Source organism: Massilia sp. BSC265, from assembly GCF_000740675.1.
In the GTDB taxonomy this organism is placed as follows: domain Bacteria; phylum Pseudomonadota; class Gammaproteobacteria; order Burkholderiales; family Burkholderiaceae_D; genus Telluria.
The window spans coordinates 1-18314 of the sequence record NZ_JPXI01000039.1 but is presented as its reverse complement, the minus strand read 5'-3'; the positions used below and the strand labels follow the sequence as shown (position 1 = coordinate 18314).

Annotated in this window: 15 protein-coding genes; 6 read left to right on the top strand and 9 right to left on the bottom strand. The window is 65.9% G+C overall.

Annotated features, from left to right (window positions below; all coding sequences use genetic code 11):
• Positions 1–96: 96 nt before the first annotated feature.
• The 3 genes from MA09_RS18995 to MA09_RS18985 all read left to right on the top strand — a co-directional run bounded on the left by MA09_RS18995 (position 97) and on the right by MA09_RS18985 (position 2886).
• Positions 97–528, top strand: coding sequence for a hypothetical protein (locus MA09_RS18995; protein ID WP_036252035.1), 432 nt, complete (start codon positions 97–99; stop codon positions 526–528).
• 226 nt (positions 529–754) lie between these two features.
• Positions 755–1996: a hypothetical protein gene (locus MA09_RS18990; protein ID WP_229440784.1), complete on the top strand. Its 1242-nt coding sequence runs from the start codon at positions 755–757 to the stop codon at positions 1994–1996.
• 35 nt (positions 1997–2031) lie between these two features.
• Positions 2032–2886, top strand: coding sequence for a ferritin-like domain-containing protein (locus MA09_RS18985; RefSeq protein ID WP_200883098.1), 855 nt, complete (start codon positions 2032–2034; stop codon positions 2884–2886).
• Between the two features lie 44 nt (positions 2887–2930).
• On the opposite strand, the gene MA09_RS18980 is transcribed toward MA09_RS18985, so the two are convergent.
• Complete coding sequence (locus MA09_RS18980) at positions 2931–3914, bottom strand: aldo/keto reductase (RefSeq protein WP_229440783.1); 984 nt, start codon at positions 3912–3914, stop codon at positions 2931–2933.
• Between the two features lie 411 nt (positions 3915–4325).
• Here MA09_RS18980 and MA09_RS18975 point away from each other — a divergent pair, with 411 nt between their 5' ends.
• Positions 4326–5636, top strand: a complete 1311-nt coding sequence (locus MA09_RS18975) for an NAD(P)/FAD-dependent oxidoreductase (protein ID WP_036252034.1) — start codon at positions 4326–4328, stop codon at positions 5634–5636.
• A 136-nt stretch (positions 5637–5772) separates the two neighbouring features.
• On the opposite strand, the gene MA09_RS18970 is transcribed toward MA09_RS18975, so the two are convergent.
• Complete coding sequence (locus MA09_RS18970; protein WP_036252033.1) at positions 5773–6510, bottom strand: sensor histidine kinase; 738 nt, start codon at positions 6508–6510, stop codon at positions 5773–5775.
• A gap of 184 nt (positions 6511–6694) precedes the next feature.
• Between MA09_RS18970 and MA09_RS18965 the strand changes: the two genes are divergently transcribed.
• Positions 6695–7150 carry a hemerythrin domain-containing protein gene (locus MA09_RS18965; protein WP_036252031.1) on the top strand — a complete coding sequence of 152 codons (456 nt, stop codon included), beginning with the start codon at positions 6695–6697 and terminating at the stop codon, positions 7148–7150.
• 83 nt (positions 7151–7233) lie between these two features.
• Here the strand turns inward: MA09_RS18965 and MA09_RS18960 are convergent, their stop codons facing one another.
• On the bottom strand, positions 7234–8859 hold the full coding sequence (locus MA09_RS18960; RefSeq protein ID WP_036252029.1) for a response regulator: 1626 nt from the start codon (positions 8857–8859) through the stop codon (positions 7234–7236).
• A 261-nt stretch (positions 8860–9120) separates the two neighbouring features.
• On the opposite strand from MA09_RS18960, the gene MA09_RS18955 reads away from it, so the two are divergent.
• Positions 9121–9570, top strand: a complete 450-nt coding sequence (locus MA09_RS18955) for a hypothetical protein (RefSeq protein ID WP_229440782.1) — start codon at positions 9121–9123, stop codon at positions 9568–9570.
• Positions 9571–9759: 189 nt separating this feature from the next.
• Here MA09_RS18955 and MA09_RS18950 read toward each other — a convergent pair whose 3' ends face one another.
• The 6 genes from MA09_RS18950 to MA09_RS18925 all read right to left on the bottom strand — a co-directional run.
• Positions 9760–10764: a diguanylate cyclase domain-containing protein gene (locus MA09_RS18950; protein ID WP_036252028.1), complete on the bottom strand. Its 1005-nt coding sequence runs from the start codon at positions 10762–10764 to the stop codon at positions 9760–9762.
• Positions 10765–10895: 131 nt separating this feature from the next.
• On the bottom strand, positions 10896–13958 hold the full coding sequence (locus tag MA09_RS18945) for an ATP-binding protein (protein ID WP_051933599.1): 3063 nt from the start codon (positions 13956–13958) through the stop codon (positions 10896–10898).
• Positions 13955–15055 (bottom strand): 5-methyltetrahydropteroyltriglutamate--homocysteine methyltransferase, encoded by a 1101-nt coding sequence (locus MA09_RS18940; protein WP_036252025.1) that lies wholly within the window; start codon positions 15053–15055, stop codon positions 13955–13957. Before MA09_RS18940 ends, MA09_RS18945 begins: the two co-directional genes overlap by 4 nt.
• A gap of 100 nt (positions 15056–15155) precedes the next feature.
• Positions 15156–16010: a response regulator gene (locus tag MA09_RS18935; RefSeq protein WP_081897687.1), complete on the bottom strand. Its 855-nt coding sequence runs from the start codon at positions 16008–16010 to the stop codon at positions 15156–15158.
• A gap of 138 nt (positions 16011–16148) precedes the next feature.
• Positions 16149–17210, bottom strand: coding sequence for a hypothetical protein (locus MA09_RS18930; protein WP_152594715.1), 1062 nt, complete (start codon positions 17208–17210; stop codon positions 16149–16151).
• A 161-nt stretch (positions 17211–17371) separates the two neighbouring features.
• The coding region (locus MA09_RS18925) for an HlyD family efflux transporter periplasmic adaptor subunit (protein ID WP_036252020.1) at positions 17372–18314 on the bottom strand (943 nt) is incomplete at its 5' end.

The following is an 18314-nucleotide window of genomic DNA, read 5'->3' as shown; positions in this document are numbered from 1 at the left end:
AAAGGCTGCACAGAGTGTAAGAGTGTGGGCTGGCGCACATAGGGAACGCCGTTGCTGATGGTAAAGTCATTCCATCAATAAACTTTAGAGGCAAGCATGAAAGCCCTGATTCTTTTTGCGGCCCTCGCCGCAGCGTCCTTCCCGGCCCTGGCCCAGACCAATGTCAGCATCAGCGTCGGCCAGCCAGGCTTCTACGGCAGGATCGATATCGGCGATTTTCGCGACTACGGCCCGCCGCCGGTGTACGTGGCCCAGCCGGTGATCATCGAGCGCCACCGCCACGTGCGCGCCGAGCCGGTCTACCTGCGCGTTCCGCCGGGTCACCGCAAGAACTGGGGCAAGCATTGCCGCAAGTACGGCGCCTGCGGCCAGCCGGTGCTGTTCGTGCAGGACCGCTGGTATGCCGACGTCTACGCGCCACGCTACCGCGAAGTCCATTACCGCGAGCGCTACGACGACCGCGGTCACGGTCACGGTCACGGTCACGGCAAGGGCCATGGCAAAGGCCACGGCCGCGGTCACGACTGAGTCTTTCCTCCATCGCGGGCGCCTGCGGCGCCCGCATTGAACTCGGCGGCATTTGCCGCCGAGTTCATTTCTGCCTCATCTGTTTGCCGCAAGCCCGACCATACGGTGTGTATGTTCGGCATGCTTGGTATTTTTCAATCGAATCTCCGGTTGAAGTTCGCTGTCAAACCGCTATCGTGAATAGCCGCACCTGCAGCCGACCACTTCTTTCACCCCGGAGGAACACATGGCATTCAGCCTTTTCGATTCCAGAGGTACGCCCATCGACCAGCAGCGCTACACCTGGCGCGACATGGTCCGACAACCCATCAGCAAGCTCGATGACGACGCCTTCACGCGCATCCGCGTGATCATGATGAACGGCATCGAGATCGAGGCCCTGCGCTTTTCGCACATGGCGGCGCGCTTCAACAGGGACCTGCGCCTGCCGCTGGCGCTGGTGCGGCGCTCGGAGCAGCACCAGGCCACCATGATCAACTGGCTGCTCTCGCCCGACCATTCGCCGCTCGAGATCACGATCGCCTACGAACAGGTGGCGATCGAGCTGACCGCCGCCGTGGCGCAGCGCGAGCCCGATCCCTACCTGGCCCAGGTCTACCGCTTCGGCCTGCTGGAAGACTTCGACCACCTGTACCGCTATTCGGCCCTGCTGGACCGGCTCGAAGGCAAGGACGCCAACAACATCACCCAGAGCTACACCGACATCCTGCCGGCGCGGCCCACCTGGGAACACCACCGCCACCCTTCCGACGACCTGCGCGAACCCTACGAGCGCGCCCGCGCCGACATGCTGAGCAAGCTGCATGCGCTGACCATCACCGCGGCCGAGCAGCAGACCCACAATTACTACATGAACGTGGGGCCGAAGTTCGCCGACCCGGTCGCGCGCCAACTGTACGCCGAGATCGCCTCGGTCGAGGAGCAGCACGTCACCCAGTACGAGTCGCTGCTCGACCCGCTTGAAACCTGGCTCGAGCAATGGGTCCTGCACGAGGCCAACGAGTGCTACAACTACTACAGCTGCGTCCAGTCCGAGACCAATCCGCGCATCCGCGCGATCTGGGAGCGCTTCCTGGACTACGAGCTGGGCCACTTCCACGTGGCGGCCGAGGCCTTCCAGAAGTATGAGGGACGTGACATCGCCGAGATCGTCACGGCACCGTTCCAGGACCCGATCCCGCTGGTGAGCCAGCGCGACTTCTACCGCGACGTGCTGGTCAACGAGGTGAATCTGCGCGCCAACGGGACCCGGTTCGTGCCGAAGGAGCAGGAAAGCCGCGCCACCATCGACTACCGCGCCATGCTGCACGGCGACGGCGAACCGAGCATGCCGATTTCTGCCGGCTATGTGTGGACCCCGGGCACGGAGCTGATGCACCTCGGCCCGGACGGCGGCGCACCGCTCGCCACCGGTACCGCAGCCGCGGCGCACAGGCCTGCCCAGCCGGGCGGCATGCTGCACCACTAGCCGCCGGCACATTCATACGACATCCAGGAGGATATATGGCAGAACAGAAGGACCACGTGGGCATGAACAAGACCGGTGTACAGATGTCGCCGCTCCAGACCAAGGCCATGCTCAGCGACGACAAGATCATCACCCGCGGCCAGCCCGGCGACGAGACTGCGATGGCGCAGCTGCGCGAAGCCTACATCGCCGAAACCGAAGGCCTGGGATCGATTCCCGTGCCCGGCAACATGAAGGGCATGGCCAGCATGGCGGTGAACATGGTCACCGGTAACAAGCCGCAGATCCTGCTCGACAAGATGGCCGAGCGCCTCGCCATGGAACGCACCGCGACCCGGCTCTACGATGCGCTGCTGGTCAAGGTCGATGCGCTGCATGGGGGCGGGGGGGTACCCGTGGGTACCATCACGCGCGAACAGGTGGCGAGCATCCGCGGCGACGAGGCGCGCCATGCGCTCTTGATGCGCGACGCCATTGCCTCGATGGGCGGCGACCCGACCGCCATGACCCCGAGCGCCGACCTGGTCGGGGTCGAAGCCATGGGGCTGGTGCAGGTGCTGAGCGACCCGCGCACCAACATGGCCCAGTCGCTGCATGCGATCCTGACCGCTGAACTGTCGGACGGCGTCGGCTGGGAGACCCTGATTGCGCTCGCTCACGAGCACGGTCAGGCCGACCTGGTCGACGGCTTCAGCGATGCGCTGCTGCAGGAGCGCAAGCACCAGGCCTTGATCCAGACCTGGTACGAGGAAGCCGTGGGCCTGGACGCGGGGGCAAGCGCGCACGCCTCAAGTATCAGCACGGGCGAATCGAGCCGTGCCAACGTGGCGGCGGCGGATCCCGGCACGCCGGGTTCGCCCGGCAATCCGACGGGAGGCTCGGGTACCTGAAGCGGCGCGCATGGGCGGCCGCAGGGCCGCCCATCGGGGCCTGCCTATTCTGGCAGCGGCGCCTCCGGCGGCAGCAGGCCTTCGGCCACCAGCTCCTGCCAGAACTGCGCCGGGATCTCCGCCTCCATCAGGTCGGCGTTGCGGCGCAGGTGCCGCGTGCTGCTGGCGCCCGGGATGGTCGACACCACCACGGGGTGAGCCGCGCCGAATTGCAGGGCCGCCGCCGGCAGGTCGACGCCATGGCGTGCCGCCACGTGGCGCAGCCGTTCGCGGTGTTCGAAGTGTTTCGGCTTGGCCGGCACGTAGTCGTAGTGGTCGCCGCCGGCAAGGAAGCCCGAGTTGAACGGTCCGCCCAGCACGATGCCGGCGCCACGTTCAAGGCACAACGGGAACAGGGCCTCGAGCGGCGTCGTTTCCATCAGCGTGTAGCGTCCCGCCAGCAGGAAGATGTCCGGGTCGGAGTCGCGCAGCGCGCGCAGGCAGGGCTCGACCGTGTTCACGCCCAGGCCCCAGGCCTTGATCATGCCTTCTTCGCGCATCCGCACCAGTTCTTCGAAGGCGCCGCCGGGACCGGCCGCGATCCGGTAGTCGTGGTCGAAGCGGTCGCCGAGATGGTCGGGCGAGAGGTCGTGCACGTAGACGATGTCGATGCTGCCCAGGGCCAGGCGCTGAAGGCTATCCTCCACCGAACGGCGCGCGCCAGTGGCGCTGTAGTCGGTCACCCGACGGAAGGGCAGCGAGGAAACGAAGGGCGGGGCGATGTCGCCGGCCGGATCCGGCACCAGCACGCGCCCGACCTTGGTCGACAGCGTGTAGTCGTGGCGCGGCCGGGTGCGCAGGGCCTGGCCGAAGCGGTGCTCGGACAGGCCGGTGCCGTAGTGTGGAGCGGTATCGAAATAGCGGATGCCTGCTTCCCATGCGGCGTCGACGGTGGTGCGGGCCGCCTCGTCGCCCGTGGTGTGGTACATGTCGCCCAGCCCGGTGCCGCCAAGGCCCAGGCGCGAGATCGGTCGGTAGCGCTGGTTCACGTGGAGTCCTTTCATTGTCGCGTGGTCGGGCCATGCTACACCTGTGCATGAGGCGCATGATTGCGGGAGAGCGGCAGGGAGGGGCTATCCAGCGATCTGCTTGTTGATGTCGCGTAAAAAGTAACTAACCCACGAGCAGCGGCTGCATACCGCGATACCTCGACGCCACAGGCTACGCACAAGCCGGCACTACTCCACCAAGGCGCCCAGGAAGAGGGAGCACAGACCTTGAAGACGGCGCCTCCTTGCACGCGCAGCAACCAATTCCCCGGCGCCGTCGCGGCCACGAAGATGCGACGCGGGCAGGGTGGCGCGCGGCCAGTGGGAGGCCTGCTTTGCGCTAACGTAGTAAGATTGCCACATCGCCCATGTGCTGGCATTGCCGGACGGGCGCCATGAGAGGAGCTTACTTTGCGTAGCGAATTCGTGATCGTGGGTGGCGGTGCAGGCGGCCTGGAACTGGCCTGCAAACTGGGCCGCAAGCTGGGCCCGTCGAAGGTGACGCTGGTGGACAGCCGGCTCTATCACATCTGGAAGCCTTCGCTGCACGAGGTGGCGGCCGGCACCCTGGACATCCACCAGGAAGGACTGTCCTACCAGATGCTGGCGCACGACAACGGCTTCAACTTCGTGTTCGGGCCGATGACAGCCCTCGACGCCGCATCCAAGTCCATCACCGTGGGCGCGATCCTCGCCGCTTCCGACAACGACGAGGTGCTACCCGAGCGCCGCATCCATTATGGTTCCCTGGTCCTCGCGGTCGGCAGCACCTCGAACTACTTCGGCGTGCCGGGAGCGAAGGAGCACACGATTTCCCTGAATGCCACCGAGGACGCCGAGCGCTTCCGCCTGCGCATGCTGCGGCTGATGCTGGCGGCCGAGCAGGAACGCGAGGGTGGTGGCGAAGGTGGCAGTCCGGGACTGGACGTGGTGATCATCGGCGGCGGTGCCACCGGCGTGGAGCTGGCTGCCGAGCTGCGCGAAGCTTCCAGCGCCTACGTCAACTACGGTTTCGACCAGCTCGACGGCAAGCGGGACGTGCGCATCACCATCCTCGAAGGCGCCCCGCGGGTGCTCGCGCCGCTGCCCGAAAAGGTGTCGCTTGCGGCCACCGACCTGCTGGGCAAGCGCGGCATCCGCGTTGTTCCGAACTGCCGGGTTACCGAGATTCATCCCGATCGGGTGATCGACAAGGACGGCAAGGTGTATCCGGCCAAGCTGTGCGTGTGGGCGGCCGGAATCAAGGCGCCGGACCTGCTGGCCACGCTGGGCCTGCCGACCGCCAAGGGCGGGCAGGTCGAAGTCGACGCGCACCTGCGCGTGAAGGGCGCCGCCGACATCTATGCGCTGGGCGATTGCGCTGCCTGCGTGGACGGCAAGGGCAACGCAGTGCCGCCGCGCGCCCAGGCCGCCCACCAGCAGGCCGATTATCTGGTCACGAGTTTCATCCGCAAGTCCAAAGGGCACCCGCCGCAGGAACGGCCGTATGAATACCGCGACTACGGGTCATTGGTGTCGGTCGGACGCGACACGAGCGTGGGTAGCCTGATGGGCTCGCTGCGCGGCGCCAGTTGGTTCGTGCAGGGCACGATGGCGCGCCTGATGTACACCAGCCTGCACCTAATGCACCATCGCGCGGTGCTCGGCACCATGCGTACCGGCGTGCTGGCGCTGGCGCGTTTCCTGGTGCGGCGGGCCACGCCGCTGGTCAAGCTGCACTAGGGAGCGGTTTGGAAGGGGGGGGGATAGTCCAGCGGACCGTTGTTCCCGCCCACACGGTGACAGTGGGGGTATGCATCGCCGCATGGGCGGCACGGCCGCCCACCCTACGAAACCGCCTTCGGTAAGCCCCGGGGACTCAGCCTTCCGGCACCTGCTTCGGCAGCGTCATGCGCAGCACGGCGCCACCGCTTTCGCCGGTGCCGAGTTCCAGCGTGCCGCCGAGGAAGCGCGCCCGCTCGCGCAGCAGGCGCAGGCCATGACAGCTGGTCGATTCCAGCACCTTGTCAGCGTCCGGCAGCCCGGTGCCGTTGTCGCGGATCGTCAGCATCACCTGCTCGCCGTCGTCGTCCAGGATCACGTCGACCTCGGTCGCGCGGGCATGCGCGGCCACGTTGCGCAGGCCTTCCTCGACGCAGCGCAGCAGCACTACGCCCTGGGTGCGGGTGTACGAGCCGTCCTCGTCGGGCAAGCTGGCGCGCGCCTTGATGCCGTTGGCCGCGGCAAAGCTCGGGACCAGTTCGGCCAATGCGGCCTTCAGGCCAAGGAACTCGAGCTTGTCGTTCCAGAGCTCGAGCTGCATCTTGCGGTTGGTCTCGATGATGTTCGCGAGCAGCCCCTTCATCTGCGCGCTGCGGTCGCGCATCGACTGGTTTTCGGCCGGGATGTGCTGGCTGAGCAAGGCGAGATGCATGGTCAGCGCCGTCATCGACGAGCCCAGGCTGTCGTGGAGCTGGCGTGCCAGCAGGCGGCGTTCCTCGTCCCAGCAGGCGGCGAGGTAGCCGAGCATCTCGGTGAGTTCAGCGGTGCGGTCCGCGGCCGGCGCTGTCGTGGCGACTGCGGCTGGAGCGGGCTGCGGATGTGCCGGTTCGGTCATCGTAGGCTCGATTAAATGTTTCCCAAATCATACAACAGTTGGCGCGATGGCGGCGCGCAAAGCCCGTGCATTGTACATACCGGGCGGCGGAACCAGCGTGCGCTGCCGTACAGTCGCGCCGCCCGTTTCGGGCGAAGCTTGGGGCGTGGCGCATGCTACTTTATCAACAACCGGGGGTAATACAATGACGACCGCAAGCAAATCGCAGGATGCCATCACGCTGCTTACCGCGCAGCACCGCGAAGTCCACGAGATGTTCGAGAAATTCGAGAACATGACCGACCGTGCCAAGGTCAGCAAGAAGAAACTCGCCGACGAAATCTGCCAGGCGCTGATCATGCACACCACGATCGAAGAGGAGATCCTGTATCCGGCGGTGCGCGAGGCTACCGAGGAAACCGAGGACATGGTCGACGAGGCTGTCGTGGAACACGCGTCCGCCAAGGACCTGATCGCACAGATCCAGGAGATGGACCCGGGCGACGACCTGTACGATGCCAAGGTGAAGGTGCTGGGCGAGATGGTCGACCACCACGTCGAGGAAGAAGAGCAGGAAATGTTCCCGAAGATGAGGGAACTGAAGCTGGACCTGGAGGCGCTGGGGCAGGAGCTGGCGGCCCGGGCCGCCGAACTGGGATAATAACAGCTCGTCCTGGCTTTGCCAGGACTCCCGGCAGCGCCGGGACTATTTCAGGCCGCGGCCGGGTCGGAGGACCGGGACCGTCAGGCGGCGTCCGCCGCCGACAGCGCCGCCGGCGCCAGTGCCTCCAGCAGCCGGTCCATGTCGACCGGCTTCACCAGGTGCTGGTCGAAGCCCGCTTCCATCACCCGCCGGTGGTCTTCGGCCAGTCCATAGCCGGTCAATGCGATCAGGCGGATGTGGCGCGTGGCCGGGTCGCGGCGCAGGCGGCGCGCCACTTCGTAGCCGTCGATCCCGGGCAGGCCGATGTCGACCAGCGCCGCAGCCGGCCGGCCGGCCAGCGCCGCCGCCACGCCTTGCAGGCCGTCGGCCGCCGTGTCCACCGGGAAGCCGTGGGCGGCCAGCATGGTCGCCATCATCTCGCGGCCGTCCTCATTGTCTTCGATCAGCAGCACCGCGGGCTTGCCGGAGCTGTCGCCGCTTGACTGCTGCACGATTGGCGTCACCACCACGGGTTCGGTGCGCGGCAGGCGGATCATGAAGGTACTGCCGTTGCCGCTGCCTTCGCTATGGGCGCTGACGCTGCCGCCATGCAGTTCCACCAGCCGCCGCACCAGCGACAGGCCGATCCCGAGGCCGCCCTGCGAGCGGTCGATCGAGATCGCGCCCTGCACGAACACGTCGAACACGTGCGGCAGCAGTTCTTCGGGGATGCCGACGCCGGTATCGCGTACCGTCAGCAGCACATCGTCGCTCGACTGGGCCACCTTGACGTCGATGCTGCCGCCCGTGGGCGTGTACTTGAGCGCGTTGTCCAGCAGGTTGGTGGTGATCTGTTCCAGACGGGTCGGGTCGCCGTCGACCCAGTTCGGGGCGAGGTCGACGCTGAAGCGGTAGCCAGCGGTGCGGCCGGTGGCGCGCAGGGTTTCCAGGCATCCAGACACCAGATTCGACAGGTCGGTAGGCTTGCGCGACAACAGGATCTTGCCCGACATCGCGCGCGACAGGTCGAGCAGGTCGTCGACGATGCGCGACAGGTGCTGGCTCTGGCGCTGGATGATCTGCTTGGCGCGCGCCACCGTCTCGCCGTTGGCGCCGGCCATGCCGATCAGCGCGGAAGCGCTGCTGATCGCCGACAGAGGATTGCGCAGCTCGTGGCCGAGCATGGCGAGGAATTCGTCCTTGGCGTGGCTCTTGCGCTCGGCGTCGCGGCGTTCTTCCATTTCGCGCACGAGGCGGCGGTTGGTCGCGGTCAGCTCGGTGGTCCGCTGCGAGAGCTTTTCGGCCTGGCGCTTGAGCTGCTCGTTCTTCATCGCCAGCGCCACGAACACCGAGACCTTGGCGTGCAGGATCTGGGGGATCACCGGGGTAAACAGGAAGTCGGCCGCGCCGCGCTGGTAGGCCTTGAGGCGGTCGATCTCGTCGGCCAGGAAGGCGGTGACGAAGATGATGGGAATGTCCGCCGAGCGCGCGCGCTGGTGGATCGCCTCGGCGGTCTCGAAGCCGTCCATGCCGGGCATGTTCACGTCGAGCAGGATCACAGCGAAATCGTGGAGCAGCACCTGGCGCAGCGCTTCCTGGCCCGAGCGGGCCGAATGCACCGTGTAGTTGCTTTCATCCGCCCATTGGTCGAGCAGGCTCGTCAGCGCTAACAGGCTGGCGGCGTCGTCGTTGACGACCAAGATCTTGGGTTTGTCAGTGTCTGCCACGATGGTTCTTGTGCTTTCGCTAAAAGGATTTACCTTCTGGAAAGATCATACCAAATCAAATTGTTACGTCAAAGAAAAACGCGCTGTAATAACGGCGAATAATATCACGAGCAATTTACGTGCAAACAGGCAAAACGCAATCGTGCGCATGGCCGCATGTACGGTGCCGCACATACGTGCCCTAGCGCCTGTGCGATAGTGGAATCGTCCAGTTCAACCGTATCGATGGAGGACGGGGCTGCCTACATGAAAGGACAGAAAATGAATATCGACTCAATCGTAAATCAGGATTATCACGGCAAATCGTTCCGTGAGCTCGTCAATTCGCCGTTGACTGCTTTGAATGGTGTGACCGAACAACAAGCCGCCGCCTTTGCAGCCATTGGCGTGCACACGATCGGCGATCTTGCCAACCTGAAGCTTGTCAACTACGCCGTCGCCATCAAGGCCTTGTCCAGCTGCGAAGGCGCATCGGGCAAGGAGCAGGCAGAGGAAGAATTGCTCGACGACGGCGTCGAGATGACCTTCCCGGCCAGCGATCCGGTATCGGTCCAGTCCAGCATCACCCGCATCGAAGTGGCGCCGGACAAGGTCGACGCCAAGCGCGACCACCAGCATGCGCAGGCAATCGAGGCGCATAACGAAGAGATGTTGCGGAATGCCGAAATCAATACCAGGTATCTGCAGAAGGATGAGGGCGGGAACCGCTGACAAGCAGGCGAGACTTCGTTCATGCGGGCCACGGGCGGCGGAGCTGCCCGTGGCCCCTTTGGTTTACACCTTGCAAGGGGCGTGATCGGTGCTAATCATGGTGCTGAGAAAGACCTGGGCGACATCATGTCGCCCGATATTGCGCAGACAGAAATTGCGCAGACAGAAACCCGGGCGCGGCGTCCGCGCTCAGCGATGCGCCACGGTCTCCACCGCACCCGCACCCGCATTTGCCGGCGCCGGCATCTTGGCCGCCGCCTGGCGGTTCGCCGCCGGCGAGCAGAAGCGGTTCTTGCCGGCGCGCTTGGCTTCGTACAGTGCGTAGTCGGCGATGCTGATCAATGCGTCCACCGATTCGGCATCGTCGGGATAGATGCTGATGCCGATCGAAGTCGACAGGCGCAGGGTCAGGTCGTTGATGAAGTAGGGCTCGGACACGGCTTCGACCAGCTTGGCGGCCGGTCCCTGGGCGTCTGCCAGGCTGTGGATCTCGCCCAGCACCACCATGAACTCGTCGCCGCCAAGGCGCGCCACGGTGTCTTCCTTGCGCGAATTCGCCAGCAGGCGCTGCGAGACCATCTTGAGGATGTCGTCGCCGTAGGCATGGCCGTAGGTGTCGTTGATCGCCTTGAAGCCGTCCAGGTCGAGGTACATGATCGCGGCCTTGGTGTGGCTGCGGTGGGCATGCTGGAGGGCAGTCTCGATGCGGTCTTCCAGCAGGCGGCGGTTCGGCAGGCCGGTGAGGGCATCGTGGAGCGCCAGTTCCTGCTGGGCACGGCTATACTGGGCCAGTTCCTTGTAGAGCAGGCGCACTTCCAGCATGTTGTGGATGCGCTTGTGCACCTCGAGCAAGTCGAAGGGCTTGCTGATGAAGTCACGGGCGCCCGCTTCCAGCGCGGCGATCTTGAAGCTCGGCTGGGCCGTGAGGGCCAGCACCGGCAGGTAGCCGCCCTGTTCGATTTCCTTCAGGCCCTTCATGACCTGGAAACCGTTCAGCCCGGGCATCTGCAGGTCGAGCAGGATCAGGTCGTAGTTGTGCTCGCGATGCAGCGGGCATACCTGTTCAGGCAGCATCGTCGAACTGACGCAGGTGTAGCCTTCCTCGCGCAATATCTCTTCCATCAGTTCGATATTGTCGGGCGAGTCGTCCACCACCAGGATCTTCGCGTTCAAAATGTCTTGTCTGCTCGGCATGCTCGTTCTCTTCTGCTCTGTTGGGAGCGGTGTTCCATTTCCTTTTGGAATGGACACCTCCCATCTCTTCATAGTCTAGCAAAACCCTAAAAATTTCTTGTAGGACAGCGCCGCGTGTCGCGGTAGGAGCATCAAGGACTGTACCCGCGCACCTCTCCTGCCACACGCCGCCCGGCCGGTCCAGCCACCGATGCTACCGCGGCAATCAGTTCGCCCGGTTCCACCGGCTTGGAAATATGGGTCGAAAAACCTGCTTCCAGCGCCTTCAGGCGGTCTTCCGGCCGGGCGAAGGCGGTCAGGGCAATGGCCGGCAGCTGGCCCCCGGCTGCGCGCGGCAGGGCCCGGACCCAGCCGATCAGTTCGAACCCATCGACCTCGGGCATTCCCAGGTCGCTCACCAGCACGTCCGGCCGGTCGGCGCGCAGGGCATCGAAGGCTTCGCGCGCGCTGGCAGCCACCCGCACCCTGGCATGGCAGTCGGTCAGGATGCGGGCGATCAATTCGCGCCCGTCGCGCGCATCGTCCACCACCAGCACCGTCAGCCCGGCCAGGTCGCGTACGGCGGCCTCGGCCGGCTCCGGCGCCAGCGTCGGGGCGACGGAGCCGCGTGCCGATCGGCTGGCCGCCGCAGGCGCTTCGGCGCGCGGCAGCTCGATCGTGAAGCTGGAGCCCTGGCCTTCGCCGGCGCTCTCCGCACGTACCATGCCGCCGTGCTGTTCGACCAGGTGCTTGACGATCGACAACCCCAGGCCGAGGCCGCCATGGCGGCGCGTCATCGATGCATCTTCTTGCCGGAAACGCTCGAACACGTGGGTGATGAATTCGGGGCGGATGCCGGCGCCGTTGTCGCGCACGGTGATCGCTACCATCGCGCCAGCTTCGGTGTCCCGCTCACTGATTTCGACCGCCACCCGGCCGTCCCGCGGCGTGAACTTGATCGCATTCGACAGCAGGTTCCAGATTACTTGTTGCAGCCTGCCGGTGTCGCCAGCCACGAGCGCGCCGGGCGCCAGGTAATGTCGTTCGATGGCGATGTGCTTGGCGTCGGCTGCCGGGCGCACGGTTTCGATGGCGGCATCGACGAAGGTGCTCGGGGCGATCGCCTGCATGTCGAGCAGCACCTTGCCGGAGGTGATGCGGCTCATGTCGAGCAGATCCTCGATCAGCTGGGCCTGGGCACGCGCGTTGCGTTCGATCGTCTGCAGGCCGCGCTGCAGGTCGGCGCCGTCGCGGCTGCCGCGGCGCAGGACCTGGGACCAGCCGAGGATCGCCGACAGCGGAGTGCGCAGTTCGTGCGAGAGGGTGGCCAGGAACTCGTCCTTCATCTGGCTGCTGCGCTCGGCCTCGGCGCGCGCCTCGCGCTCGTTCTCGAGCAGGACCTTGCGCTCCTCGGCGGCGCGGCGGGTGGCTTCGTACAGGCGGGTGTTGTCGACTGCGATTGCCGCCTGGGCGGAGATGCCGCGCACGATGCGCTCGCTGCGCTCGGTGAACACGCCCGGTTCCGGATGGCCGAAGAACATGGTGCCGAGCAGCTCGCCGGATCGCGCGGCCACCGGCACCGCCATGTAGCTGCGCACCGCCGGGTGGCCGGCCGGCAGCCCGAACTGCGGGGCGCTGCCGGCGTAGCGTGGGTCTTCGGCGATATCGTCGATGCGCACCATGCCTTCGGCGCGCAGCTGCGGCGGGCAGAGCGCGCTCGCGCGCGGCGCGCCGAAGCTCTGGAATTCCCCCGATGTGGCGCCCGCCAGCGTCACCGTCGAAAACAGGATGCCGTCGCCTTCCTGTCCGTAATGGAGGAAGGCGCCGAAGCGCGCGCCGCTGACGCCCAGGGCGGCCTCGGTGGCCGCGCGCAGCAGCGAGCGCAGGTCGCGGGTCGAGGCCAGGATGCTGCCGGTATTGTTGAGCAGTTCGAGCACGTGGGACTCGTCGCGCAGGGCCTGCTCGGCGCGCTTGACCTGGTCGACGTCGGTGTTGGTGCCGAACCAGCGCACCACGCGGCCCTCGGCATCGCGCACCGCGCTGACGCGCGTCAGGTACCAGCGGTAGCTGCCGTCTGCGCCGCGCAGCGGGAATTCCATCTCGAAGGGCTCGCCGCTGCGGATGGTCTCGCGCCAGCGCGTCATCACGGCCGAAAGGACGCTGGGCTCGATCACTTCCTGCCAGCCCCAGCCTACGCTTTGCTGCGGCGTGCGCCCGGTGTATTCGTACCAGCGGTCGTTGAACCAGACGATGCCGCCGTCGGTGCCGGCCATCCAGGCCAGCTGCGGGATGGTGTTGGCCAGTGCGCGCAGCAGTTCCTCGCTCTGGCGCAGGGTGTCTTCGGCGCTCTTGCGACCGCTGATGTCCTGCACCACGCCGGTCATGCCGACGAGGGCGTCCTGGCCCTTGCGTTCGGCGTAGTCGGGGCGGCCGACCAGGGCCACCCAGCGCGGCGCGCTACTGCCTTCGCTCCCGGCGCCGCCGGTTGCAAGGCGGCACTCGATGTTCAGGTCGGCGCGCGCCTTGAATGCCTTGAGCACGGCGCGTCGGACCTGGATGCGGTGCTCGGGAGCCAGGCGCCCGCGCAGCTGCGGCCAGGGGAGCGGGGTCTCGGCGGGCAGGCCCAGGATGCCGGCCGCACGCAGGCCGAGGACCACGCGGTCGAGCGCGGCATCCCAGCGCCAGTCGCCCAGGCGCCCGGCCGCCAGCGCCACCTGCAGCCGGTTGTTGTTCTCGACCAGGGCCTGCTGGTCCAGTTTGCGCTGCGTGATGTCCTGGAAGTACAGGGTCAGCCCGTCCGGCGAGGGGTGCAGGCGCATCTCGAGCCAGCATTGCAGGCGTCCGTAATAAAAATCGCGCACCACGGTCTCGCGCCGCTCCATGGCGCGGCGGCAGTCCTCGGCCACCGAGGTGCCGTGCAGGTCCTCGAACTCATCCCACAGGTTCTTGCCGACCAGGCCCGCGCGGCTTTTGTCGAGCGGGGCGATCATGTCGAGGGCGCGCCCGTTGATATAGGTGATGCGCCAGTCGCGGTCGACCGCGCAGAAGCCGTCGGACAGGCTCTCGAGCATGTTTTCCATGCGCTCGTTGGCGCGGCGCAGCGCTTCCTGCGCCGCCAGCAGCTCGTCCTCGGCGCGTTGGCGCGCGGCCAGTACGCTCTGGGCATTGCGCAGTGCGGCCGAACGCATCATCTCGAGTTCGTGTTCTTCGCTCATGCGGCCCCTTCCAGGAGAGCGGCGGCCAGGCACGTGCCTTCGACCCGTGCGCGCACCTTGGCGAAGGCGGTGGCGCGGCTGATGCTGTCGTTGTCGAAGAAGGGGGCGAAGCCGGCATCGTCGGTCGTTCCCAGGCGATGCGGGTCGAGGTACTGCGCCGCCAGCAGCACCCGGTCGCGCACCTGCTGCGCAGTCTCGATGCGCGCATCGAGCGGGTCGGTGACGCCGACGAACACGCGCTGCTCGGGACGCGCATAGTCGCGGGCGATGCGCAGCACGCGCTCCGGATCCGGCTGGCCGGCCATCGCAATATAGAAACTGCCGGCACGGATCTCGAACAGCGCCGGCAGCAGCTCGGCGTAGTCGACCTGTCCCTCGGCCGCGGCGGCGCCGGGCGCGCAGCTTCCCGGACGGCGAATCCCGGCTGCCGACACGTGCACCCCGATCAGGGCGCGCTCGGCGGTGGAGAAGCGCGCCAGGGCCATGTTGTTCAGGTGGACGAAGCTGGCCAGCAGGGCGCCGCTCGGATCGAGCCGCATCGCCAGCGGGCCTTCGGCGAAATCGATCTGCACCTTGTGGGCGCCGGCTTCGAGGCAGCGCCGGATCTCGGTTTCGTGTTCACGCACCAGGTCGTCGAGGAACTGCTCGCGCGGATATCCTTCCACGCCGTCGGGCGGGTAGAGCAGCGACAGCGCCGAGGGCGAGATGATGGCCTGCTTGACCGACGTGTGCGGGTGGGCCGTGTAGCGACGTGCCGCCCGCAGATACTGGTCGGCGTAGCGCTGGTAACGGAAGGGACCGTGCGTCAGGCGCGGCATGCGGTGGGTGACGCCGCCGGGACTGTGGCCCAGAGGTATGCAGAACCCGTCCGGCGCGGTATTGGCCGCGCCGTGCACCGGATAGCACCAGAAGTTCTCGATCTTTCCCTGCTCCCCATCGCTGATGACGAGCGCCCCGGTCGCCTCGAAGTCTGCCACGGTCGCGCGCACCGCCGCATCGAACAGGGGCGCGAGTTCGCGGTCCGGGGCGCCGCCACGGATCGCGGCGACCAGCTCGGGCGGACGGGGAATGCTGCCGATCGGTTCAGTCGGAATCATCTATGCTGGCCTGAAGACAGGTGGCAAGCGCACGGCTGCGCCTGGCCTGGTACGGGCCATTGTAGCCCAGCCGAAGCCCCTTGACACGCGGGCACCGGCCTCACCTGGCTGGCGCCGGCTGGCGCGCCACCTTTGCCAGGGCGTCCTGGAGCTGGTCCAGCTCGTAGGGCTTCTGGAGCGACAGGTAGGGAAACTCGAGGTGGCGCAGCAGCGAGTCGCCGTAGCCGGAGGCGAAGATCACTTTCAGCGCCGGATTGTCCTGGAGCGCGCGGCGCGCCAGGTCTACCCCCGACATGCCGGGCAGGCTGACGTCCGAGAACAGCACGTGGTAACGCTGCTTCGCCAGCAGGGCGAGCGCGTCGTCCGGATGCGCCACGCCGTCGGCTTCGTGGCCGAAGGCCTTGAGCATCTCGCAAACCAAGTACTGGGAATCGAGATTGTCCTCGACCACCAGGATGCGCAGGCCGGCGTCGTCGGGCTCCGGCTCGCCGGCGGCCGGCGCGCCAGCAGGCGGCGCCAGCAGGATGTGAATGCCGCCGATACCGCCGTTGCCGTCTGTTAGCGGCGTCAGGCGCAGGTCGCAGCGGTGCTCCAGCGGGCCGTCCGCATGGCGGAAGCTGAGCAGCGTGCCCGCCACCAGGCCGGGCTGGCCAGACCAGGCCTGCTGCATGGCAGCGCCGGCGGCCGACAGCGGCGGCGGCAGCACCGAGGGCACCGAGCCGCCCGGCACCCGGCCGCAGCCCAGGCCCGCGAGCTCTGCATAGGCCTCGTTGAAGACCAGGACGGTCTCACGCCCCCACACCAGCAGTCCCGGCAGCGGGGAATTGAGCAGCAGGTCGGCGGCCACACGCAATGGCGCCGGCCAGCCGGCAGGATCGCCCAGGCTGGTTCCGGACCAGTCGAAGGAGGCGGCACTGCGGGCAACATATTGCGGAGACAGTTCGTATTCAGGCATGGACGGGGTGTTGTAAGAGCGAAAACATGGCGGCAATCCTACACCAAATGCCGCAGCACTGCCGTCTCCATCCGTGCGTCCACCTTTTGCCGCCAGGTCCTGCAAGCTTCCCCCCCGCAGCCGGCCGACAGGTCCTAACTACCTCTTTAATGCACGCAAAGCGCGATAATCGTGGAAGGCCATTCCGCCATAGCCGGCGTTAGTTCCGAAAAGAGTATTGACCGACGCCACATTACTTTCCATTCGACTATATCCTTCTTCGCAGAAGGTAATCTTGGCGGGTTCCAGATTACAAGTCGTTTCGACCCCTACCATCGTCTGTTTCCCTTTTGTAAGCGCATAAGAAATCGGATGCTCGGCATGCGAAGTAATGCTGTCGGCGCCCATCGCGTAGTCGCGGTAAGCCATCAAGGTGGTGCGATCGACGGTATCGACCATCCAGTGCGACAGGGTACGGGTCACGTCGTTACGGGTAATTGGCACATACTCATATCCCATTGCAATATCTGCATTCAAATACAGACCGCTACGGTGCGCGGCTTTCATCTTGGTATACAAATCGATCAGCTGGTTCCCCAAGCTGACCTGGTTCTGGTTCCAGTCAGGCAGCCCATGCGGTTCGATGTCGAAATGCAGGCCGACCGGGCGCGCGCCCGTCAGGCCTGCGACGAACGCATTGGCCCGCTTGAGTATGTCCAGCGCCAGGTGGTGGTTCTCGGCGCGCGACCACTCGGGTGCGCCGAACAGCAACTCGACCTTGACCGAGCGGGCTGCGGCACGGTCGATGAAGCCTGCCAGCAATGCGGGTTTTCCCAGCAGTGACTGGCTGTGCACGTAGATGATGTTGATCTTGCGCTGTGCTGCGAAGTCGAGCATCGACTTCTGCTTGGCCACGGTAGCGATGTCGCTGTCGAACCAGCTCCACATTGCCCGGGTGGCCGTGGCGCTAGTGGACTGAACTGCCGCGGTCGATACGGTCACGGTCGCCATCGTGGCATCCGCCATCGAGGAAACCGTCCGGGTGGTCGATGCGGGGGCGTCGTCGACCTGTTGCGCGACACGGAAGGCAGGTAGGCTTTCCGACCCTTCGGCACTGCCGCTGATGTTGCTGCTCGGCTCCGCTTGATCGACTCCGGCGCCACCGCACGCTGCCAAGGATGCTGATAATACTGCAAGTGGAATATATCGCTTAAAGAACATAATGCTGCCCGGTAAGTTTCTGAGGACGCACAGATTAACTTACCGGGCAGAAAAAATGCGAAGAGGAACCGCTAATTTATTTTGATGGCGAATTGGTCATTCATAGCTGACCGTAAGTCAAATTGAATGAGTGGAAACCCATCTTTATATTATCGAATTGATTATCTGGAAACATAAAGCTTGCTGAGCCAAACTGAATTTCCTTTTTGGTCGGAAGGAAAGATGTCGAACGTGACATCGACCGGCAGGATATTAATCCGGTATCGGTCTGGCAAGGCCGGCACCGGGTCCAGCATGGCGATCACCGAGTGATGGCGCACCACCAGCGGATTGGCGCGGTCCGCCGGCAGGCGCTGCGCCGTCGTCTTCACTTCGGCTACCATGGCGCGGTGCGTGTACCCGTCCAGGAAGCGGATCGTCGCCCATTTTCCTACGCTGGCCTCGGATGCCGACGCGGGATCGACATAGACTTCCACCTTGGGTGCGCGACGCGCACGGACGTCGGCCACCTCCGTGTTCTCGGCCAGCCATTCTCCGGTTTTCGGGAACACTTGGGATACCATGCCGTCGCGGGGCGCCACCAGCCGCAGCGCGGCGATGCGTGCCTCGACGTCCGCCAGGCGTTCAGCCAGAGCCGCGAACTGCGTGTCATCCGGCGCGGGGCTTGCAGCAATCCGCGAAGCGACAGCGGCGGTGTGGCCCCGGGCCTGCAGCAGGGCCACATAGGCTTCATCGAGTTCGGACTGGGTTGCGGCCTGCTCGTCCACCAGATCGCGCATGCTGCGGTACTGTGATTGCCGCAAGGCCAGCATGGGCTGCGCGGCCGGGTTCGGCGGCGCTGCCGGCGGCGCGCCGGCAGCGGTCTGCGCCTGCATGCGCCGCCGCGCCGCCGCCAGCGAAGCCCGCAGCGCGTCGCGCTGCGATTCGAGCAGTTCGTTGCGAAGCTGCGCGACGGTGTCGCCGGCCCTTACGGCATCGCCTTGGGCGACACTGTGGACCAGCCTTCCGGCCAGCGGTGTCTTCACCAGGCTATGGTCGATCGCGACGAAACCCGGCATGCTGGCGAAGACCGCGTCGTACACGACGCGCGCCAGAAACAGCAGC